This window comes from Pseudomonas sp. NY15181 (assembly GCF_048068055.1).
Lineage (GTDB): Bacteria > Pseudomonadota > Gammaproteobacteria > Pseudomonadales > Pseudomonadaceae > Pseudomonas.
In genome coordinates this window covers 200,738-218,310 of record NZ_JBLUPT010000005.1, presented here as the reverse complement: position 1 = coordinate 218,310, position 17,573 = coordinate 200,738, and the positions used below count along the sequence as shown (strand labels likewise).

Below are 17,573 nucleotides of genomic sequence, written 5' to 3'. Positions count from 1 at the left end.
GCGGCAGAGTAGCACAGCGCGCCCCCGCGCGGCCCGCCGCCGGGGCATCAGACGACGAGGTGGAGAGGCGGTTCCCGGCGGGCGGGGAATGTTGTAACGGGAACGAACCGTAGGGCGTACAACCGTTCGCGTGCGTACGCCGATACACCGTTGTTTGCCGCCAGCGCCTGGTTGAGCCCGGAGCACCCTGCGATCAAGGTCAAACGGCGTATAACGCCGAACGTTATACGCCCTACATTCCAGCTTTCTGCCGGAGAGTCAGTGCCTGCGCCCCCTCATCCCAACCCTCTCCCTCGTGCCGGCTGATGCCAAGGATCTCCCCTGCGCCGAACGGTCCCCTCTCCCTCCGGGAGAGGGCTAGGGTGAGGGGCTCTTGCAGGAGCGGACTCCGCCCGCGATAAGCCCCGCTTCGAAGAGATCGCGGACGGAGTCCGCTTCTACGGTGACCGTCCCGTTCAGGTCCTGCGGCTCAGTCCGTGGCGATTGAGCTTGCGGTACAGCGTATTGCGGCTGATGCCCAGCTGTTGGGCAACACGGCTGACATGCCAGTGATGCGCCTCCAGCACCTCCAGCAGCGCCAGGCGCTCGGCATTGCCCAATGCGTCGCCACCCTCCTCGCTCACAACAGCCGGCGCGACGGCAGCGGGAGCCGCCACACGACGCAGGTCCGGCGGCAGGTCGGCCATCTGAATGCGCCCGCCCTCGCACAACGCGCACAGCGTACGCAGCACATTGCGCAACTGGCGCACGTTGCCCGGCCAGGGGTAATCCAGCAGGTGACGGCGGACGTCGTCGTCCAGCCGCACTGCGCGGCCCTTGCTCTCCTCGGCCAATAGATGGTCGAGCAATGCGCCTCTGTCCTCGCGATCACGCAGCGGCGGCAACGCCACCACCAGGCCATTGAGCCGGTAGTAGAGGTCCTCGCGGAACTGCCCGGCAGCCACCAGCGCCTCCAGGTCGCGGTGGCTGGCGCTGATCAGGCGGATGTCCACGTCCTGCGGCTCGCCGCCGATGGGCACCACCTGGCGTTCCTCCAGCACGCGCAGCAGGCGCGTCTGCAAGGCCAGCGGCATGTCGCCGATCTCGTCGAGGAACAGGGTGCCGCCGTCGGCCTGTTGCAGCTTGCCGCGCATGCCTTCCTTGCGCGCACCGGTGAAGCTGCCGCCACGGTAGCCGAACAGCTCGCTCTCGATCAGGGATTCGGGGATCGCCGCGCAGTTCAGCGCAACGAAGGTCTTGCTGGCGCGCTCGCCCCCCTGGTGCACGGCGCGGGCGAAGGCCTCCTTGCCGGTACCGGTCTCGCCCTGCAGCAGCAGCGGCACGTCGTGGGCGTAGACCTTCAGCGCACGGCGGAAATCATGGGCCAGTTGCGGATCGTCGATGCACACCCCCTTCGCCAAGGGCGCACGCGGCAACACGGGCGCGGCCGGCACGGGGCGCTGCCCGCGCAACAGCGCGAACAGCGTGCGGCCGGAATGGGTGCGCAGCGGCCAGCTGGCATTGGGCTGGGGATCGGCGCGGCTGAAGAGGTCGTCCAGCCGGCAGTCGAAGAACTGCTCCAGCGAGCGCCCGAGCAGGCTCTCGCGATGGCTGCCGAGCAGGTTGATGGCGCTCTGGTTGGCCGCCAGGATGCGGCCGTTGCCGTCGAAGGCGAGCATGCCTTCGCTGAACAGGCCAAGGCCGTCCGGCTGCAGGTGGAAGCGCAGCAGCCACTGGTCCTCGAAATGCCGCAGGAAGTAGCAGCTCTCGATGGCCTTGGCCGACAGGTTGACCAGGGCCATGGTGTGGAACTGGCTTTGCCGCGATACCTCACGGCGCGCGGAGGACACGTCGAGCACCGCCAGCAGTTCGCCCTGGGGGTCGAATACCGGGCTGGCCGAGCAGGTCAGCCCGGTGTGGCGGCTGCGGAAGTGTTCGTCCTGGTGGATGGTCAGCGCCTGGCGCTCGACCAGGCAGGTGCCGATGCCGTTGGTGCCCTCGCTCGCCTCGCTCCAGTCGGCGCCGAGCCACAGCCCGGACTGCTCGAAGGTGCGCCGCTCGGCGGCCTCGCTGATGCAGTTGAGGATGACCCCGCGCGAATCGGTAAGGAGCACCGCATGGCCGGCGCCGGAGAGTTGCTGGTGCAGGCTGCTCATCTCGCCGCTGGCGATTTCCAGCACCTGTTGCAGGCGCTCGCGGCGCTCCAGCATGCGGGCATGTTCCAGCACCGTGGGCGCCATGGTCTGCGAAGGGTCCAGGTGGTACTGCTCCAGGCAGCGCAGCCAGGAACGGGCGATCGACGGGTCGGCGCCGGGATCGCCGGCACGAACCCGGCCCTCGGCGACGGTCATGACCTGGCGGGCGTGGCGGCTCATATCGTTGGCACGCATTCTTGTTGTTCTCCGCAATGGGGACGGGGAGGCAGCCCCGAAGGTCCGTCGCCGTCATGAAGCGACCACGAACCTCGGACAGCATCCTCCACGTGTCCGGGCAATGCAACGCCTGGCCGACCGTCAGGTCACGACTGTCACGAATACGGGACAAAGTGTCACGACGCACTGTCCCAGACGCGTCACAACGGGCTTTCCGGGCTGACCGGGCGAAAGCCCCGAAGCCTTGCGCGGCGCGGCTTGCACTGGCATGGCCCGGCCCTTGCTCTACGCTTGATCAACGTCCTCCCCAACAAGCACAAGACCCAGGAGATTCGACCATGCGTTATGCCCACCCCGGTACCGAAGGCGCCAAGGTTTCCTTCAAGGCGCGCTACGGCAACTACATCGGCGGCGAGTTCGTCCCGCCGGTGAAGGGTCAGTACTTCACCAACACCTCGCCGGTGAATGGCCAGGCCATCGCCGAGTTCCCCCGCTCCACCGCCGAAGACATCGACAAGGCGCTGGACGCCGCCCACGCCGCCGCCGACGCCTGGGGTCGCACCTCGGTACAGGACCGCTCCAACATCCTGCTGAAGATCGCCGACCGCATCGAACAGAACCTGGAACTGCTGGCCATCACCGAGACCTGGGACAACGGCAAGCCGATCCGCGAAACCCTCAACGCCGACATCCCGCTGGCAGCCGACCACTTCCGCTACTTCGCCGGCTGCATCCGCGCCCAGGAAGGCTCCGCCGCGGAGATCAACGACAGCACCGTCGCCTATCACATCCACGAGCCGCTGGGCGTGGTCGGGCAGATCATCCCGTGGAACTTCCCGCTGCTGATGGCCGCCTGGAAACTCGCCCCGGCCCTGGCCGCCGGCAACTGCATCGTGCTCAAGCCGGCCGAGCAGACCCCGCTGGGCATCTGCGTGCTGATGGAGCTGGTCGGCGACCTGCTGCCCAAGGGCGTGCTCAACGTCGTCCAGGGCTTCGGCCGCGAAGCCGGCGAGGCGCTGGCCACCAGCAAGCGCATCGCCAAGATCGCCTTCACCGGCTCGACTCCGGTGGGTTCGCACATCCTGAAATGCGCCGCCGAGAACATCATCCCGTCCACCGTGGAGCTGGGCGGCAAGAGCCCGAACATCTATTTCGAAGACATCATGCAGGCCGAGCCGACCTTCATCGAGAAGGCCGCCGAGGGTCTGGTGCTGGCCTTCTTCAACCAGGGCGAGGTGTGCACCTGCCCGTCCCGCGCGCTGGTGCAGGAGTCCATCTACCCGCAGTTCATGGAAGTGGTGATGAAGAAGGTCAAGGCGATCAAGCGCGGCGACCCGCTGGACACCGACACCATGGTCGGCGCCCAGGCCTCGCAGCAGCAGTACGAGAAGATCCTCTCCTACCTCGACATCGCCCAGCAGGAAGGTGCCCAGATCCTGACCGGTGGCTCGGTCGAGAAGCTCGAAGGCAACCTCGCCAGCGGCTATTACATCCAGCCGACCCTGCTCAAGGGCAACAACAAGATGCGCGTGTTCCAGGAAGAAATCTTCGGCCCGGTGGTCGGCGTCACCACCTTCAAGGATGAAGCCGAAGCCCTGGCGATCGCCAACGACACCGAGTACGGCCTGGGCGCCGGCCTCTGGACCCGCGACATCAACCGTGCCTACCGCATGGGCCGTGGCATCAAGGCCGGCCGTGTGTGGACCAACTGCTACCACCTGTACCCGGCGCATGCCGCGTTCGGTGGCTACAAGAAATCCGGCGTCGGTCGCGAGACCCACAAGATGATGCTCGACCACTACCAGCAGACCAAGAACCTGCTGGTGAGCTACGACATCAACCCGCTGGGCTTCTTCTGATCCACCCGCCCGGCGCGAGCCGGGCGGCCCCCGATCTCTCTTTGCGCGGCCTGCGGGCCGCGCTTTTTTATGCCCGGGAAAACCGTCCGCGCGAGCATGGACGTAGGGCGTATAACGTTCGACGTTATACGCCGTTTGACCTTGATTTCAGCGCATGCTGGCCCCGATCACGAAGCCGCGGCTGCAAGGCGCTCCGGGCTTGGCCACGGGACTGATGGTGAGCACGGTGTATCGGCGTACAACCGCAAACGGTTGTACGCCCTACGCCGCTCACTCCGCATCACTGCGCCACTGCCGGGGGCTGACCCCGAACCAGCGGCGGAAAGCGCGGGAGAAGGCGCTGGTCTCGGAATAGCCGAGCAACGGCGCCAGCTCGGAAATGGGCCGCTGCCGTTGGCGCATGTAGTGCAGCGCCAGCTCACGACGGGTGTTTTCCACCAGTTGGCTGAAGCTCAGCCCAGCCTCGCGCAAGCGGCGCTGCAGGCCCGCAGTGGTGAGTTCGAGCTGCTCGGCGATGATCTCCAGCGACGGCTCGCCCTCGCTCAACGCCAGGCGGATCTGCGTGCCGGCATCCTCCACCAGGTTCGGCGCCCCGCCCTGCTCGCCCAGGCGGCGGATCACGTCCTGCACCAGGAACAGCAAATTGGCGTCGCGCTCGGGCATCTGCCGGCCGTAGAGGTCGCGCTTGGGAATCAGCATGGAGTTGCAGCCCCGCTGGAACAGCACCGGCGCGTCGAACACCCGCGAGTGTTCCTGCCAGCCTTCCGGGCGGGCGTGCTCGAAGCTCACCGCGCGCGGCGCCCAGTCCTGGCCGAGCGCATGGCGCATCAGGTTCAGCGCCATGCCCAGGGTCAGCTCGGCGTCCTGGCGGCGCTCGAGGATGGCGCCGTGGCGCACCTGGTAGTCGAAGCGGTAGCACTCGCCGCAATCCACCAGGCGGATCAGGGTGTCGTGCTGGTGATAGGGAAAGGCCGCGGCGAAGTTCTTCAGCGCGTCCTCCAGTGTCTCCGAGCAGAGCCCGACGTAGCCCAGCAGGCCCAGCTCGCGGGGGCGGAACTGCTCGCCGTAACGCAGGCCGAAGTTATCGCACCCCGACTGCCGCGCCGCCTCTTCGAGCACCTGGCAGTAGTTGGTCAGCGCCAGGCTCAGGGTGGGATGCAGCAGGCGCTCCGGATCGATGCCCGCACGGCCGAAGACCCGATCGATGTCGCCACCCTGGTCGCCGATGAAGCGGCCCAGGCCGCTGGCCGCAGCGGACAGCACACCGATGTTGTTGGCCAGAGGCACGCTCAGGCCGGGATGGGAGAACAGGGGCTGGCTCATGACGGTTACCGATCTTGTTATGAAACACGCAAGGCACGTCGCCCCCGGGAAAACGGGGACCGATTTACAAAGCAAATCCCGTGCCTCGCGCCCATTGCGCCAGGCGCCGAACCCAGCGCCGCGCCTGGCCTGCAGCTGCCACAGCATGGGGCACCTGGCACGATTCCGGCACCATGATCGGGCGCGACGCCCTGTGTGGGGCGATGGGTAACAGCAAGTTGACCCTGCGCGGCGAAAGCCGGCTCCCGCGGTCAAGTCTCGCGGGGCTTTGCGCCACTACCATCGAGGCTCAGGTATCCGTCCACGCCCCTAGGGGAAAGAGGAATCACGATGAGCGCATCACAACTAAAACCGACGCTTGGAACCTTGCATCTCTGGGGGCTCGCCGTGGGCCTGGTGATCTCCGGCGAGTACTTCGGCTGGAGCTACGGCTGGGCCGCAGCCGGCACCCTCGGCTTCCTGGTGACCACCCTGCTGGTGGCGGTGATGTACACCTGCTTCATCTTCAGCTACACCGAGCTGACCACCGCCATCCCCCACGCCGGCGGGCCCTTCGCCTACAGCCTGCGGGCCTTCGGCAAGACCGGCGGGATGATCGCCGGCGTCGCCACCCTGATCGAATTCGTCTTCGCCCCGCCGGCCATCGCCATGGCCATCGGCGCCTACCTCAACGTGCAGTTCCCCGGGCTCGATCCGAAGTGGGCGGCCACTGGCGCCTACGTGATCTTCATGACCCTGAACATCCTCGGCGTCAGCATCGCCGCCACCTTCGAGCTGGTGGTGACCGTACTGGCGGTGGCCGAGCTGCTGGTGTTCATGGGCGTGGTGGCGCCGGGCTTCAGCTTCAGCAACTTCGTGCTCAATGGCTGGGCCGGCTCCGACGTCTTCGGCGCCCCGGCCATGGCCGGCATCTTCGCCGCGATCCCCTTCGCCATCTGGTTCTTCCTCGCCATCGAGGGCGCGGCCATGGCCGCCGAGGAAGCCAAGGACCCGAAACGCACCATCCCGCGCGCTTACATCGGCGGCATCCTGACCCTGGTCGCGCTGGCCATCGGCGTGATGATCTTCGCCGGCGGCGTGGGCGACTGGCGCACCCTGTCCAACATCAACGACCCGCTGCCGCAGGCGATGAAGGCCGTGGTCGGCAACAACTCCTCCTGGATGCACATGCTGGTATGGATCGGCCTGTTCGGCCTGGTGGCCAGCTTCCACGGCATCATCCTGGGCTACTCGCGGCAGTTCTTCGCCCTCGCCCGCGCCGGCTTCCTGCCCCGCGGCCTGGCGAAACTCTCGCGTTTCCAGACCCCGCATCGGGCGATCCTCGCCGGCGGCGTAGTGGGCATCGCGGCGATCTTCAGCGACGGCCTGGTCAGCCTGCAGGGCATGACCCTGACCGCCGCGATGATCACCATGAGCGTGTTCGGCGCCATCGTCATGTACATCATGAGCATGTTCAGCCTGTTCAAGCTGCGCCGCAGCGAGCCGCACCTGGAGCGCAGCTTCCGCGCCCCGGGCTACCCGCTGGTGCCCGGCATCGCCCTGGCCCTGGCGCTGCTTTGCCTGGCCGCGATGCTCTGGTTCAATAGCGTTATCGCCTCGGTGTTCCTGGTGCTGATGATCGGCGGCATCTCCTGCTGCAGCATCGTGGTCAGCCTCAATCGCGGCACCGACGCATCCTTCGCCAGCCAAGGCTGAGAGAGGTCTGCATGTCCGGATTCGTCCACAGCGTCGGGGGCCAGACCTGGCGCTTCGACAGCCTGCGCGAGGTGATGGCCAAGGCCAGCCCGGCGCGCTCCGGCGACCGCCTCGCGGGGGTCGCCGCCGGCAGCGACGCCGAGCGCGTCGCCGCGCAGATGGCGCTGGCCGACATCCCGCTCAAGCGCTTCCTCGACGAAGCGCTGATCCCCTACGAGAGCGACGAAGTCACCCGGTTGATCATCGACACCCACGACCGTGAAGCCTTCGCACCGGTCAGCCACCTCACGGTGGGCGGCCTGCGCGACTGGCTGCTCGGCGATGCGGCCGACGAGCACAGCCTGCGCGCCCTGGCGCCGGGGCTGACGCCGGAAATGGCGGCGGCGGTGTCAAAGATCATGCGCGTGCAGGACCTGGTGCTGGTGGCGCAGAAAATCCGCGTGGTCACCCGCTTCCGCAACACCATGGGGCTGCGCGGGCGCATGTCCACGCGGCTGCAGCCCAACCATCCCACGGACGACCCGGCCGGCATCGCCGCCAGCGTGCTCGACGGCCTGCTCTACGGCAACGGCGACGCCATGCTCGGCATCAACCCGGCCACGGACAGCCTGCAATCGATCTGCACCCTGCTGGAGATGCTCGACGCGATCATCCAGCGCTATGAAATCCCCACGCAGTCCTGCGTGCTCACCCACGTCACCAGCTCCATCGAGGCGATCAACCGGGGCGCGCCGCTGGACCTGGTGTTCCAGTCCATCGCCGGCACCGAAGCGGCCAACGCCAGCTTCGGCGTGAGCCTGTCGATTCTCCAGGAAGGCTACGAGGCCGGGCTGTCGCAGAAGCGCGGCACGCTCGGCGACAACCTCATGTACTTCGAGACCGGCCAGGGCAGCGCGCTGTCGGCCAACGCCCACCACGGCGTCGACCAGCAGACCTGCGAGACCCGCGCCTATGCGGTGGCGCGGCACTTCAAGCCATTCCTGGTGAACACCGTGGTCGGCTTCATCGGCCCGGAGTACCTGTACAACGGCAAGCAGATCATCCGCGCCGGCCTGGAAGACCACTTCTGCGCCAAGCTGCTCGGCGTGCCCATGGGCTGCGACATCTGCTACACCAACCATGCCGAGGCCGACCAGGACGACATGGACATGCTCCTGACCCTGCTGGGCGTGGCCGGCATCAACTTCATCATGGGCATCCCCGGTTCCGACGACGTGATGCTCAACTACCAGACCACGTCCTTCCACGACGCGCTCTATGCGCGCCAGACGCTGGGTCTGAGACCGGCGCCGGAGTTCGAGGCCTGGCTGGAGCGCATGGAAATCCTCCGCCAGCAGGACGGCCGCGTGCACATGGCCGGCCAGCTTCCCACGGCCTTCCGCCACGCACTCGCGCAATTGACCTGAGGAGCGTCCGATGAGCGACAGCTTCATCCCCAACCCCTGGCAGGAACTGCGCCGCCTGACCTCCGCGCGCATCGCCCTGGGCCGTGCCGGCACCAGCCTGCCGACCCGCGCCCAGCTGGACTTCCAGTTCGCCCATGCCCAGGCCCGCGATGCCGTGCACCTGCCCTTCGACCGCGAAGGTCTGGCCACGCAGCTGGCCGAACGCGGCCGCGAATGCCTGCTGCTGCACAGCGCCGCCACCGACCGCGACACCTACCTGCAACGCCCCGACCTGGGCCGCCGGCTGGATGAGGCGTCGGTGGAGACGCTGCGTCGCCACGCCGACCGCCATCCCCAGGGCTACGACCTGGCGGTGGTGATCGCCGACGGCCTCTCCTCGCTGGCCGTACAACGCCACAGCCTGCCCTTCCTCGAGCGCCTGGAAGAACAGGCGCGCAACGAGGGCTGGAGCCTCTCGCCGGTGGCATTGGTGCAGCAGGGACGGGTCGCGGTGGCCGACGAAGTGGCCGAACTGTTGCGAGCCAAGATGGTGGTCATCCTGATCGGCGAACGCCCCGGCCTCAGCTCGCCGGACAGCCTGGGCCTGTACTTCACCTGGGCGCCGAAGGTCGGCCTGAACGACGCCTACCGCAACTGCATCTCCAATGTGCGGCTCGAAGGCCTGAGCTACGGCCTGGCCACCCACCGCCTGCTGTACCTGATGCGCGAAGCGTGCCGCCGGCAGCTGTCGGGGGTGAACCTGAAGGACGAGGCGGAACTGCCGACGCTGGAAGGCTCCGGGCCTGGGGCGAACTTCCTGCTGACCTGAGGCGGCGAATCGTCGAACGAACGTAGGGCGTATAACGCTCAGCGTTATACGCCGTTTGACCTTGATCTCAGGCCGCTCCGAGTTCAGCCCTGGCGTCAGCGACGGGACCCGGCGTATCGGCGTGCAACCGCGAACGGTTGTACGCCCTACGGATTCCCCGCGTTCTGTCGCCAACCCATAGTCGCCCCGTAACCACCTCGCAAAACTTCGCGAGCAAGCTCGCTCCTACAGGCTGTTGGGAACGGTCTGCCAACTAGTCCAGATCAAACGCTTGCTTGGATTGCGCTTTCAACAATTTCTAGTGCAGCATCGGAAACGTTGGCTATCCGCTGGCATAGCCCCTGCATTGCCATACCAGCCCATTCACACCACGCCGAGGCCCGCCCATGCGTATCGTGCAAGCCACGCTCGACCACCTCGATCTGCTCGCGCCGCTGTTCATCAAATACCGCGAGTTCTACGGCAAGCTGCCCTACCCCGAATCCTCGCGGAAATTCCTGGAAAAGCGCCTGCGCCGCAAGGAATCGGTGATCTACCTGGCCCTGGCCGACGACAGCGACGACAAGCTGCTGGGCTTCTGCCAGCTCTACCCGAGCTATTCCTCCCTGTCCCTCAAGCGCGTGTGGATCCTCAACGACATCTACGTCGCCGAGGAAGCGCGCCGCCAGCTGGTGGCCGACCACCTGCTGCAGGCCGCGCGACAGATGGCCCGCGAGACCCAGGCCGTGCGCATGCGCGTCTCCACCAGCGTCAACAACGAAGTGGCGCAGAAGGTCTACGAGTCCATCGGCTTCCACGAGGACACCGAGTTCAAGAACTACATTCTGCCGATCAGCGACGACCTGACCTGACGGCGCCCCCGAGGCCCGCTGGAATCAGCGGGCCGGGCGCACTAGAGTGATGACCGGCCATCGTTTCGCCGCATCCACCAGCCAAGGGAAGCCATGCGTCGTCCCCTGCTCGTCAGCCTCCTCTTCGCGCTCCTGTGCACCGGCAGCCAGGCGCAGACCCTGCGCATTGCCACGCTGGACTGGGCTCCCTACGTCGGCCCCGACCTGCCCGGTCGCGGCCTGGCCAGCCGCATCCTCGACGAAGCCCTGGCGCTCAATGGCGACAAGGCCGAGTTGGTCTTCCTGCCCTGGCAGCGGGCGCTCAACGAAACCCGCGAAGGCCGTTTCGATGCGCTGATGCCCGCTTACCTCTCCGCCGACCGCAGCCGCGACTTCTACACCTCGATGCCGCTGCTGGACTCCCAGCTCGGCTTCTTCCGCCGCCGCGACCACGCGGTGTCCATCGTCCCCGGCGATCTCGACAGCCTGCGTCCTTACCGCATTGGCGTGGTGCGTGGCTACGTCAACCAGAGCGCCTTCGACGCCGCCGACTATCTCAACAAGGAAGTGGTCAGCAGCGACTGGCAGAACCTGGAAAAACTCCTGCGCGGGCGCATCGACCTGGCGGTGGCGGACCGCTATACCGGCTATCAGTTGCTCGCCCAGAACGCCCCGGCGCTGCGCGATCAACTGGTCTTCGTGGAGCCGCCGCTGGACATCAAACCGCTCTATGTCCTGGTCCCCAGGAAGCGCCCGGAAGGCGAAGCGCTGGCCGCCAGCCTCGACCGCAGCCTGCGCACCCTGCGTCGCAGCGGGCGCCTGCAGCAACTGATCGCCGAGGCGCACCTGGAAACCGCCATGCGCTCCCGCGAAGTGGCGGACCACCCCGTCGTCGAACAACGGCCGGCGCCCGCCACTCGGCCAGCGCAGCACCTCGGCAGCACCCATGCCCCGCCCGCCCGGCCAGAACTGTTGAGCTGGCAGGCGAGCCTGCTCTGACACCGGCCGTCGGTCAGGCTGAGCGGGCGGCCCATTTGTCACAGGGCATTTCTGCCACCGCCCCAACCGAATTTTCACCTTCGACCTGTAATATCCTGAATTGACGTTCGTCGCAGGACGCGAAGAACTGCGTCTCCGGCACGCAACCGTCCCTATAATGCGCATCCCGGCCGTTCACCCCGCTGTCAAAACAGGCTTCTCATGGATTTCAACCCGATCGACCTGATTCTCCACCTCGACACCTACCTGTCGCTGGCGGTAGCCAACTATGGCACCTGGATCTACGCCATCCTCTTCCTGGTGATCTTCTGCGAGACCGGCCTGGTCGTAACGCCCTTCCTGCCGGGCGACTCCCTGCTGTTCATCGCCGGCGCCATCTGCGCCGCCGGCGGCATGGACCCCTGGCTGCTCGGCGGCCTGCTGCTGCTCGCGGCGATCACCGGCGACAGCACCAACTACGTGATCGGTCGAACGCTGGGCAAGCGGCTGTTCGCCAACCCGAACTCCAAGGTCTTCCGCCGCGACTACCTGGACCAGACCCACGCCTTCTACGAACGCCACGGCGGCAAGACCGTGACCCTGGCGCGCTTCCTGCCCATCGTGCGCACCTTCGCGCCCTTCGTCGCCGGCATGGCCTACATGCCCTACCTGCGCTTCCTGGCCTTCAGCGTGGCCGGCAGCATCGCCTGGGTCGGCGGCCTGGTGACCCTGGGTTACTTCTTCGGCAACGTGCCGTTCATCAAGCAGAACCTCTCGCTGATGATCATCGGCATCATCGCCTTCTCCCTGCTGCCGATGATCATCGGCATCATCCGCCACAAACTGCGCCCGTCGGCCAAGGCCCAGACCGGCGAGCGCTGATCGCCCATGTGGTCGTTCAGCGACTGGCGCCGCCGGCGCTTCCTCGCCCGCCATCCGCTCGACGCGCAGCTGTGGGCACAGGTTCGCCGGCACCTACCTATCCTCGACGGCCTGAACGAAGACGAACTGCGCCTGCTCGGCGAGCGGGCGCTGCTCTTCCTGCGCGACAAGCACCTCTCTGCCCTCCCCGGCGTGGAGCTGAACGACTTCCGTCGCCTGTTGCTCGCCGCCCAGGCACAACTGCCCCTGCTGCACCTGCCGGAGCTGAACTGGTACCAGGGCTTCCACGAGCTGGTGCTCTACCCCGACGACTTCGTCAGCCCGCAGAAGCACCGCGACCCGGCGGGCGTCATCCACGAGTTCGACGACGAGCGCGCTGGCGAGACCTCGCTGCAAGGCCCGGTGATCCTTGCCTGGCCCGGCGTGGAAAACGGCGGCGGCTGGGACGCCTACAACCTGGTGATCCACGAACTGGCGCACAAGCTGGACATGCTCAATGGCGATGCCAACGGCCTGCCGCCGCTGCACCGCGACATGCGCGTCACCGACTGGGCCTCCGCCATGCAGAGCGCCTATGACGACATGAACCGCCGGCTCGACCGCGACCCGCAGGCACACACCGCCATCGATCCGTATGCCGCGGAGAACCCGGCGGAATTCTTCGCCGTCACCAGCGAGTACTTCTTCACCGCGCCCGACCTGCTGCACGCGGCCTATCCCAAAGTCTATGAACAGCTTTCGCTGTTCTACCGGCAAGATCCGCTTTCGCGCCTGCACAAGCTGCAGGGCGAGCATCCCGAATATCAGGAAACTCAGGCGCACTAGGCGATGTCTGTGGCTTGGCCACGGCAATCTGCCTATAATCCGCCGCACTTTTTCGGCCCGACCACTATCTGGAGTCGTCCATGAGCTACAGCAGCATCCCGGCTGGCAAAGACCTGCCGAACGACATTTACGTCGCCATCGAGATCCCGGCCAACCACGCGCCGATCAAGTACGAAATCGACAAGGACACCGACTGCCTGTTCGTCGACCGTTTCATGGCCACCCCGATGTTCTACCCGGCCAACTACGGCTACATCCCGAACACCCTGGCCGACGACGGTGACCCCCTGGACGTGCTGGTCGTGACCCCCTATCCGGTTGCTCCGGGTTCCGTCATCCGCGCCCGTCCGGTCGGCGTGCTGAACATGAGCGACGAAGCCGGCGGCGACGCCAAGCTGATCGCCGTACCGCACGACAAGCTGACCGTCCTGTACAAGGACGTGAAGGAATACACCGACCTGCCGGCCCTGCTGCTGGAGCAGATCAAGCACTTCTTCGAGAACTACAAGGATCTCGAAAAGGGCAAGTGGGTGAAGGTCGAAGGTTGGGGCGATGCCGCTCAGGCCCACGACTACATCAACAAGGCCGTCGCCGCCTACCAGGGCAAGTGATGGTCGCGCGGATCATCCGCGCCGCGAAAAGCCCCGCCCAGGCGGGGCTTTTTCATGACCGGGATTAGGCTTTTCGTCCCGGCTTTGCTACTATCTGCGCCCCGCACGCAGCTCACTGCGTCGCCACAGAATCAAGGCGGTCTGCTTTACCAGAAGTAAGGTTGGACCACCCCCTGAAAGCCGGCCACAAGCCGGCTTTTTTAATGCCTGCGAAAAGCCCCGCGACCGCTCGCCGGCCATTGCGCCAGCGTCATCCAAAGCGCCTAAGATCGGGCTATCCCCTTGGGAGCGCCGCCATGAAACACCTCTCGCTGCTCATCGTCCTGCTGCTGACCGCCCCGGCCATCGTCCAGGCCCAGGCGGAGCACTGGCAACTGGCGAAGGAAGAAAACGGCATCCGTGTCTACCTGAGCGACGTGCCGGGCTCGCCGTACAAGAGCTTCCGAGGCGTGACCCTGGTAAGAGCCGATGTCGCGACCCTCGGGCACTTGCAGGAGAACCTGCGCGTGTCCTGCGCATGGCTCTATGCCTGCGCGCAGATGCGCCTGCTCAAGTACAGCGACGACGCGATCTGGGTCTACCTGGATACCAAACTCCCCTGGCCCGCCGCGCCCCGTGACCTGGTGCTGCAGGTGAAGACCGAGGACACCCCGGACGGCGGCATGATTCGCCGCCTGCAAGCCGCACCGGACTACATTCCGCCGGTGAAGGGGCGCATCCGCGTGCCGACACTTTCCGGCACCTGGCAGATGATCCCCAAGGGCCCGGAGCTCACCGAAGTCACCTACGAAATGCGCGGCGATCCCGGCGGCAGCGTGCCGTCGTGGCTGGCGAACCAGTTCGTAGTGGATGCACCGTTCGAGTCGTTACGGATGCTGAAGGTGGTAGCGGAGCACCAGGGAATCCGCCAGCCGGGCTACTGACGCCCGTCTTCACTCCCCGCCGACCTGACAGGCCCCCGGCTCGGGCCGCAGCTGGATATCGACGCGTCGATTGGCCGCCCGACCGGCCTCGGTCTCGTTGCTCTCGATCGGTTGGCTCGCCCCATAGCCCTGAACGGAGAAACAGTCCTCGGGCACGTCGCCCATGCTCTGCATCCAGTCGCGTACCGCGGCGGCACGCTCGCGCGACAGCTGTAGGTTACGCTGCACATCGCCCCTGCCATCGGTATGACCGGCGATGACGATCCGCCACCCCGGCCTAGCCTTGACGTGCGCCAGCGCATTGACCAGCACCTTGGTGGCATCGGACTTGAGCTGCGCGCTGCCGGAGGCGAACAACAGTCGGCTGTCCAGCCGGAGCGGTTCGGCGACGGCGGCCGGGGCTGTGTCGACAGACACCGGCTCCAGCGCCCCGGTCGCCTGCTGCGCCCGCCAGGCGGACTGCCCATGAAGCCAGCCCAGCAGTCCGAGCAACAGTAGTGCCACCGCGAGGCCCGCCAACCACAGGCCTCGGCGAACGCCGGAGCGCACGGGCCCGCCAGGCTTTTGCGGCGGGACCGAGGGCTCCAGCACGGCCACCGGCGGCGCAGGTACGACGGGCGTGGCCGCTACGTTCGTCTCCGTCACCACTGCCGGCGTCGCTCGCTCACCGAGCGCCACCCGGCCCACCACCCGACCACTCGATGGCGGCGTGCCGGTGCAGCGTTCCAGGCGCGCAGCGAGGCTGTCAACCTGCTGACGGAATGCCTGGAGCGGCACGAGCGGGCGTTCGCTCTGCCGGCGCAGCGACTCGTCCAGCAGCGCCAGCCCCGCGGCCACCTGGCTGACCACCGGCAAGTCCCGAGCGCTGGCCTCCAGCCCCCGCAGCAACGGCTGAAGCTGAGTGAACAACCACGTCAGGATGTCCGCCCGCGCCGACACCTGGGGCGGCCACAGGCGCGCCGTCCCGGCGGCCAGCAACCGCTCCAGCAGCTCCACCCCCTCGGCCATCCCGGCCATCCCACGCCGATGGCCGAGCGCCAAGACCAGGAAAGCAACCGTCTGCAGATCGCCACCGTTGCTCTGCAACAACCCCAGGCAATACTGCTCGACCTTCATCCAGTCGACGTCCGGCCGGGCGGGATGGCTCAGCTTCGCCAGTTCCTCGCACAGCGCAGCGAATTCACGACGCCCACGGGGGTCGCTTCCGGGGCGGATTCCGAGTTCAGCCAGGGCGCTCATTTCCCATCCATCCGTGAGGGCTACAGCGGCAGGTAGTTCTGCCGTTTCAGGTGGCGCAGCAGGACCTTGCCCGCCGGCGCGAGGGTGGTGCCGAAGGTCGCCCGCTCACCGCTTTTCAGGTGTACGTCGAGGCTGTATTCCAGGTGCCCCGGCCGAGACTGCGGCAGCAGTTGGATGTTCAGCTCCGCCAGGCGCGGCTCGTACTTGAGCAGCGTGTGGGTCAGGCTGCCCATCAGTCCGTGCGCCGCGGCTGGCAGTCCCTGGAGTATCTGGCCCATGTCGGGCAGGCCGAAGGGTGCCGCGCAGTACGTCGGCGTTGTCCAGCATCGGCAGGAAGTTCGAGCCCAGGTGGCTGAGTACCCGCCAATGAAAGCGGTCGCGGTTGGGCGGATAGCAGGGCAGCGTCGGCGCGCACAGGTTGCGCACCCGCAGACCGGCCTGGGTGGACTGCACCAGGGTATCGAGCAAGGTGCTCTGCAATGCCTTGCGCGGCAATTGGCCGTTGGTGCCGGTCAGTCGCAGCGAGAGACTCTCGTTCAGCCGCAGGCGGTCGGCGTCGAAGCCCTCGCCGCCGAGGATCAGCCAGGTATCGTGCAGACCGTTCGCGGCCCGCCGCAGGCGCGTATGGAAGTAGCGCTCCGGCGCCTCGTCGCGCAGCATCCCGCCCTTGTGGCGGAAGCTGGTGAAGGGCACATAGTCCTCGCGCTCTGCGTTCCGCGAGGCGGTGACCCGGTCCACCGAATAGACTTCCGTATGGCCGTCCTGCAGACGCATGGGGCGCAGCAGGTATTCGCTCTGCAACGGGTCCAGTTGCAGCGGGTCGTTGAGCGAGACCTGCCAGCGGTTGGCGCCCATGGACTCCAGCACCAGCGCAATGACCCGCGAAGGCAGGCTGGCCTCGAGCAAGGTCGAGATGGTACTCATCAGCGGCGGGAAGACGGTCTCCAGTTGCTCGTGCCGATAGGCCGGAATCCGCTCGATGTCGTGCTCCAGCGAGAAGGTCAGCAGGCTGCCGGCCAGCTTTGCCAGTTCCAGGTAGACCTGCTCGGGATGACGACCAGGGTGGGCCTTGAGGTCCGCCAGGACGGGCTGGTAGGTGTTGAGCGCATTGAGAAGCCAGAACAGCGAGACGTCGGCCACCGCGAAATCGGCCATGCGCTGGTTGCTTTCGCGGCGCATGCCCATCAGCCGCTGACGCTTGGCCGACAGCTGGGTCAGCAGATTGTCCAGTTGCGTGAGCAGCCCGGGATGCGCGGCGAAGCTCAGCAGCGGCGGTACGTAATCCGCATCCAGCGTCCAGGCGCCGTGGCCGTCGCGCATCAAGCGCTGGATCGGGCAGGTCAGGTAGTCGCCATTGTCGTCACTGGAGAGGCGCAGACTGAGCTGGTGTTCCAGCACGCCGATCGACTGCGACTCGTCGCCATAGAGGTCTTGAACCTGGCGCCAGTCGTGCCGATAGCGCGTCGGGCGATCCGCCCTGCCACCCTCGAGCACGCAGTTGTTGCCGTTGGCCTGTTCCAGCGGCAGGGCCAGCAGCAGCTCCGCGCTCTGGGTGCCGTCCGGTAACAGCCGGGAAAGCTCCAGCGCCGGGGGAAGCTGATCGACCCGGTCGGTGTCGATCAGGGTGCCATCCGGCATCCGAACGCTCAGGCGCGAAGCCTTCAGTTTCCCCAGGCGCAGGGCGTCCATGTCGAACGCCACCGCCAGCACCCCCCAGGGGTGTACCAGGGATAGGTGGGCGAGGCACTCGTTGGTCCATGCTTCCCAGCGCGCCTGCTGCTGGAACTGCTGCGGGGACAATAATGTCCCCGCAGCCCATAGGGGGCGGTCGATGTACATGACG

Annotated in this window: 13 protein-coding genes and 2 pseudogenes; 10 read left to right on the top strand and 5 right to left on the bottom strand. The window is 66.7% G+C overall.

Going from position 1 to position 17,573, the window contains the following annotated elements; genetic code table 11:
* Positions 1-455: 455 nt before the first annotated feature.
* Positions 456-2,369: a sigma-54-dependent Fis family transcriptional regulator gene (locus ACNFBT_RS14715; protein WP_416750451.1), complete on the bottom strand. Its 1,914-nt coding sequence runs from the start codon at positions 2,367-2,369 to the stop codon at positions 456-458.
* A gap of 320 nt (positions 2,370-2,689) precedes the next feature.
* On the opposite strand from ACNFBT_RS14715, the gene ACNFBT_RS14710 reads away from it, so the two are divergent.
* Positions 2,690-4,210 (top strand): aldehyde dehydrogenase family protein, encoded by a 1,521-nt coding sequence (locus ACNFBT_RS14710; RefSeq protein ID WP_416750449.1) that lies wholly within the window; start codon positions 2,690-2,692, stop codon positions 4,208-4,210.
* A 270-nt stretch (positions 4,211-4,480) separates the two neighbouring features.
* Here ACNFBT_RS14710 and ACNFBT_RS14705 read toward each other — a convergent pair whose 3' ends face one another.
* Positions 4,481-5,533 (bottom strand): AraC family transcriptional regulator, encoded by a 1,053-nt coding sequence (locus ACNFBT_RS14705; protein ID WP_416750447.1) that lies wholly within the window; start codon positions 5,531-5,533, stop codon positions 4,481-4,483.
* Positions 5,534-5,863: 330 nt separating this feature from the next.
* On the opposite strand from ACNFBT_RS14705, the gene eat reads away from it, so the two are divergent.
* The 9 genes from eat to ACNFBT_RS14660 all read left to right on the top strand — a co-directional run bounded on the left by eat (position 5,864) and on the right by ACNFBT_RS14660 (position 14,491).
* Complete coding sequence (gene eat, locus ACNFBT_RS14700) at positions 5,864-7,228, top strand: ethanolamine permease (protein WP_416750445.1); 1,365 nt, start codon at positions 5,864-5,866, stop codon at positions 7,226-7,228.
* A gap of 11 nt (positions 7,229-7,239) precedes the next feature.
* A complete protein-coding gene (locus tag ACNFBT_RS14695) occupies positions 7,240-8,634 on the top strand; it encodes an ethanolamine ammonia-lyase subunit EutB (RefSeq protein ID WP_416750443.1) in 1,395 nt (464 codons plus the stop codon).
* A 10-nt stretch (positions 8,635-8,644) separates the two neighbouring features.
* On the top strand, positions 8,645-9,442 hold the full coding sequence (eutC, locus tag ACNFBT_RS14690; RefSeq protein WP_416750441.1) for an ethanolamine ammonia-lyase subunit EutC: 798 nt from the start codon (positions 8,645-8,647) through the stop codon (positions 9,440-9,442).
* 386 nt (positions 9,443-9,828) lie between these two features.
* Positions 9,829-10,293 carry a GNAT family N-acetyltransferase gene (locus ACNFBT_RS14685; RefSeq protein WP_416750439.1) on the top strand — a complete coding sequence of 155 codons (465 nt, stop codon included), beginning with the start codon at positions 9,829-9,831 and terminating at the stop codon, positions 10,291-10,293.
* 93 nt (positions 10,294-10,386) lie between these two features.
* Complete coding sequence (locus ACNFBT_RS14680; RefSeq protein ID WP_416750437.1) at positions 10,387-11,271, top strand: substrate-binding periplasmic protein; 885 nt, start codon at positions 10,387-10,389, stop codon at positions 11,269-11,271.
* A 201-nt stretch (positions 11,272-11,472) separates the two neighbouring features.
* Complete coding sequence (locus ACNFBT_RS14675) at positions 11,473-12,132, top strand: DedA family protein (protein WP_416750435.1); 660 nt, start codon at positions 11,473-11,475, stop codon at positions 12,130-12,132.
* Between the two features lie 6 nt (positions 12,133-12,138).
* Positions 12,139-12,957 carry a zinc-dependent peptidase gene (locus ACNFBT_RS14670; RefSeq protein ID WP_416750433.1) on the top strand — a complete coding sequence of 273 codons (819 nt, stop codon included), beginning with the start codon at positions 12,139-12,141 and terminating at the stop codon, positions 12,955-12,957.
* A gap of 80 nt (positions 12,958-13,037) precedes the next feature.
* Positions 13,038-13,568: an inorganic diphosphatase gene (ppa, locus tag ACNFBT_RS14665; RefSeq protein WP_416750431.1), complete on the top strand. Its 531-nt coding sequence runs from the start codon at positions 13,038-13,040 to the stop codon at positions 13,566-13,568.
* Between the two features lie 296 nt (positions 13,569-13,864).
* Positions 13,865-14,491 carry an START domain-containing protein gene (locus tag ACNFBT_RS14660; RefSeq protein ID WP_416750429.1) on the top strand — a complete coding sequence of 209 codons (627 nt, stop codon included), beginning with the start codon at positions 13,865-13,867 and terminating at the stop codon, positions 14,489-14,491.
* Between the two features lie 9 nt (positions 14,492-14,500).
* Here ACNFBT_RS14660 and ACNFBT_RS14655 read toward each other — a convergent pair whose 3' ends face one another.
* The 3 genes and pseudogenes from ACNFBT_RS14655 to tssK form a co-directional block, all read right to left on the bottom strand.
* Positions 14,501-15,730, bottom strand: a complete 1,230-nt coding sequence (locus tag ACNFBT_RS14655; protein WP_416750427.1) for an OmpA family protein — start codon at positions 15,728-15,730, stop codon at positions 14,501-14,503.
* Positions 15,731-15,750: 20 nt separating this feature from the next.
* A pseudogene (locus tag ACNFBT_RS14650) lies at positions 15,751-16,023 on the bottom strand (type VI secretion system baseplate subunit TssE); the annotation flags it as partial.
* A pseudogene (gene tssK / locus ACNFBT_RS14645) lies at positions 16,022-17,569 on the bottom strand (type VI secretion system baseplate subunit TssK); the annotation flags it as partial. The pseudogenes ACNFBT_RS14650 and tssK, both read right to left, overlap by 2 nt.
* Positions 17,570-17,573: the final 4 nt, after the last annotated feature.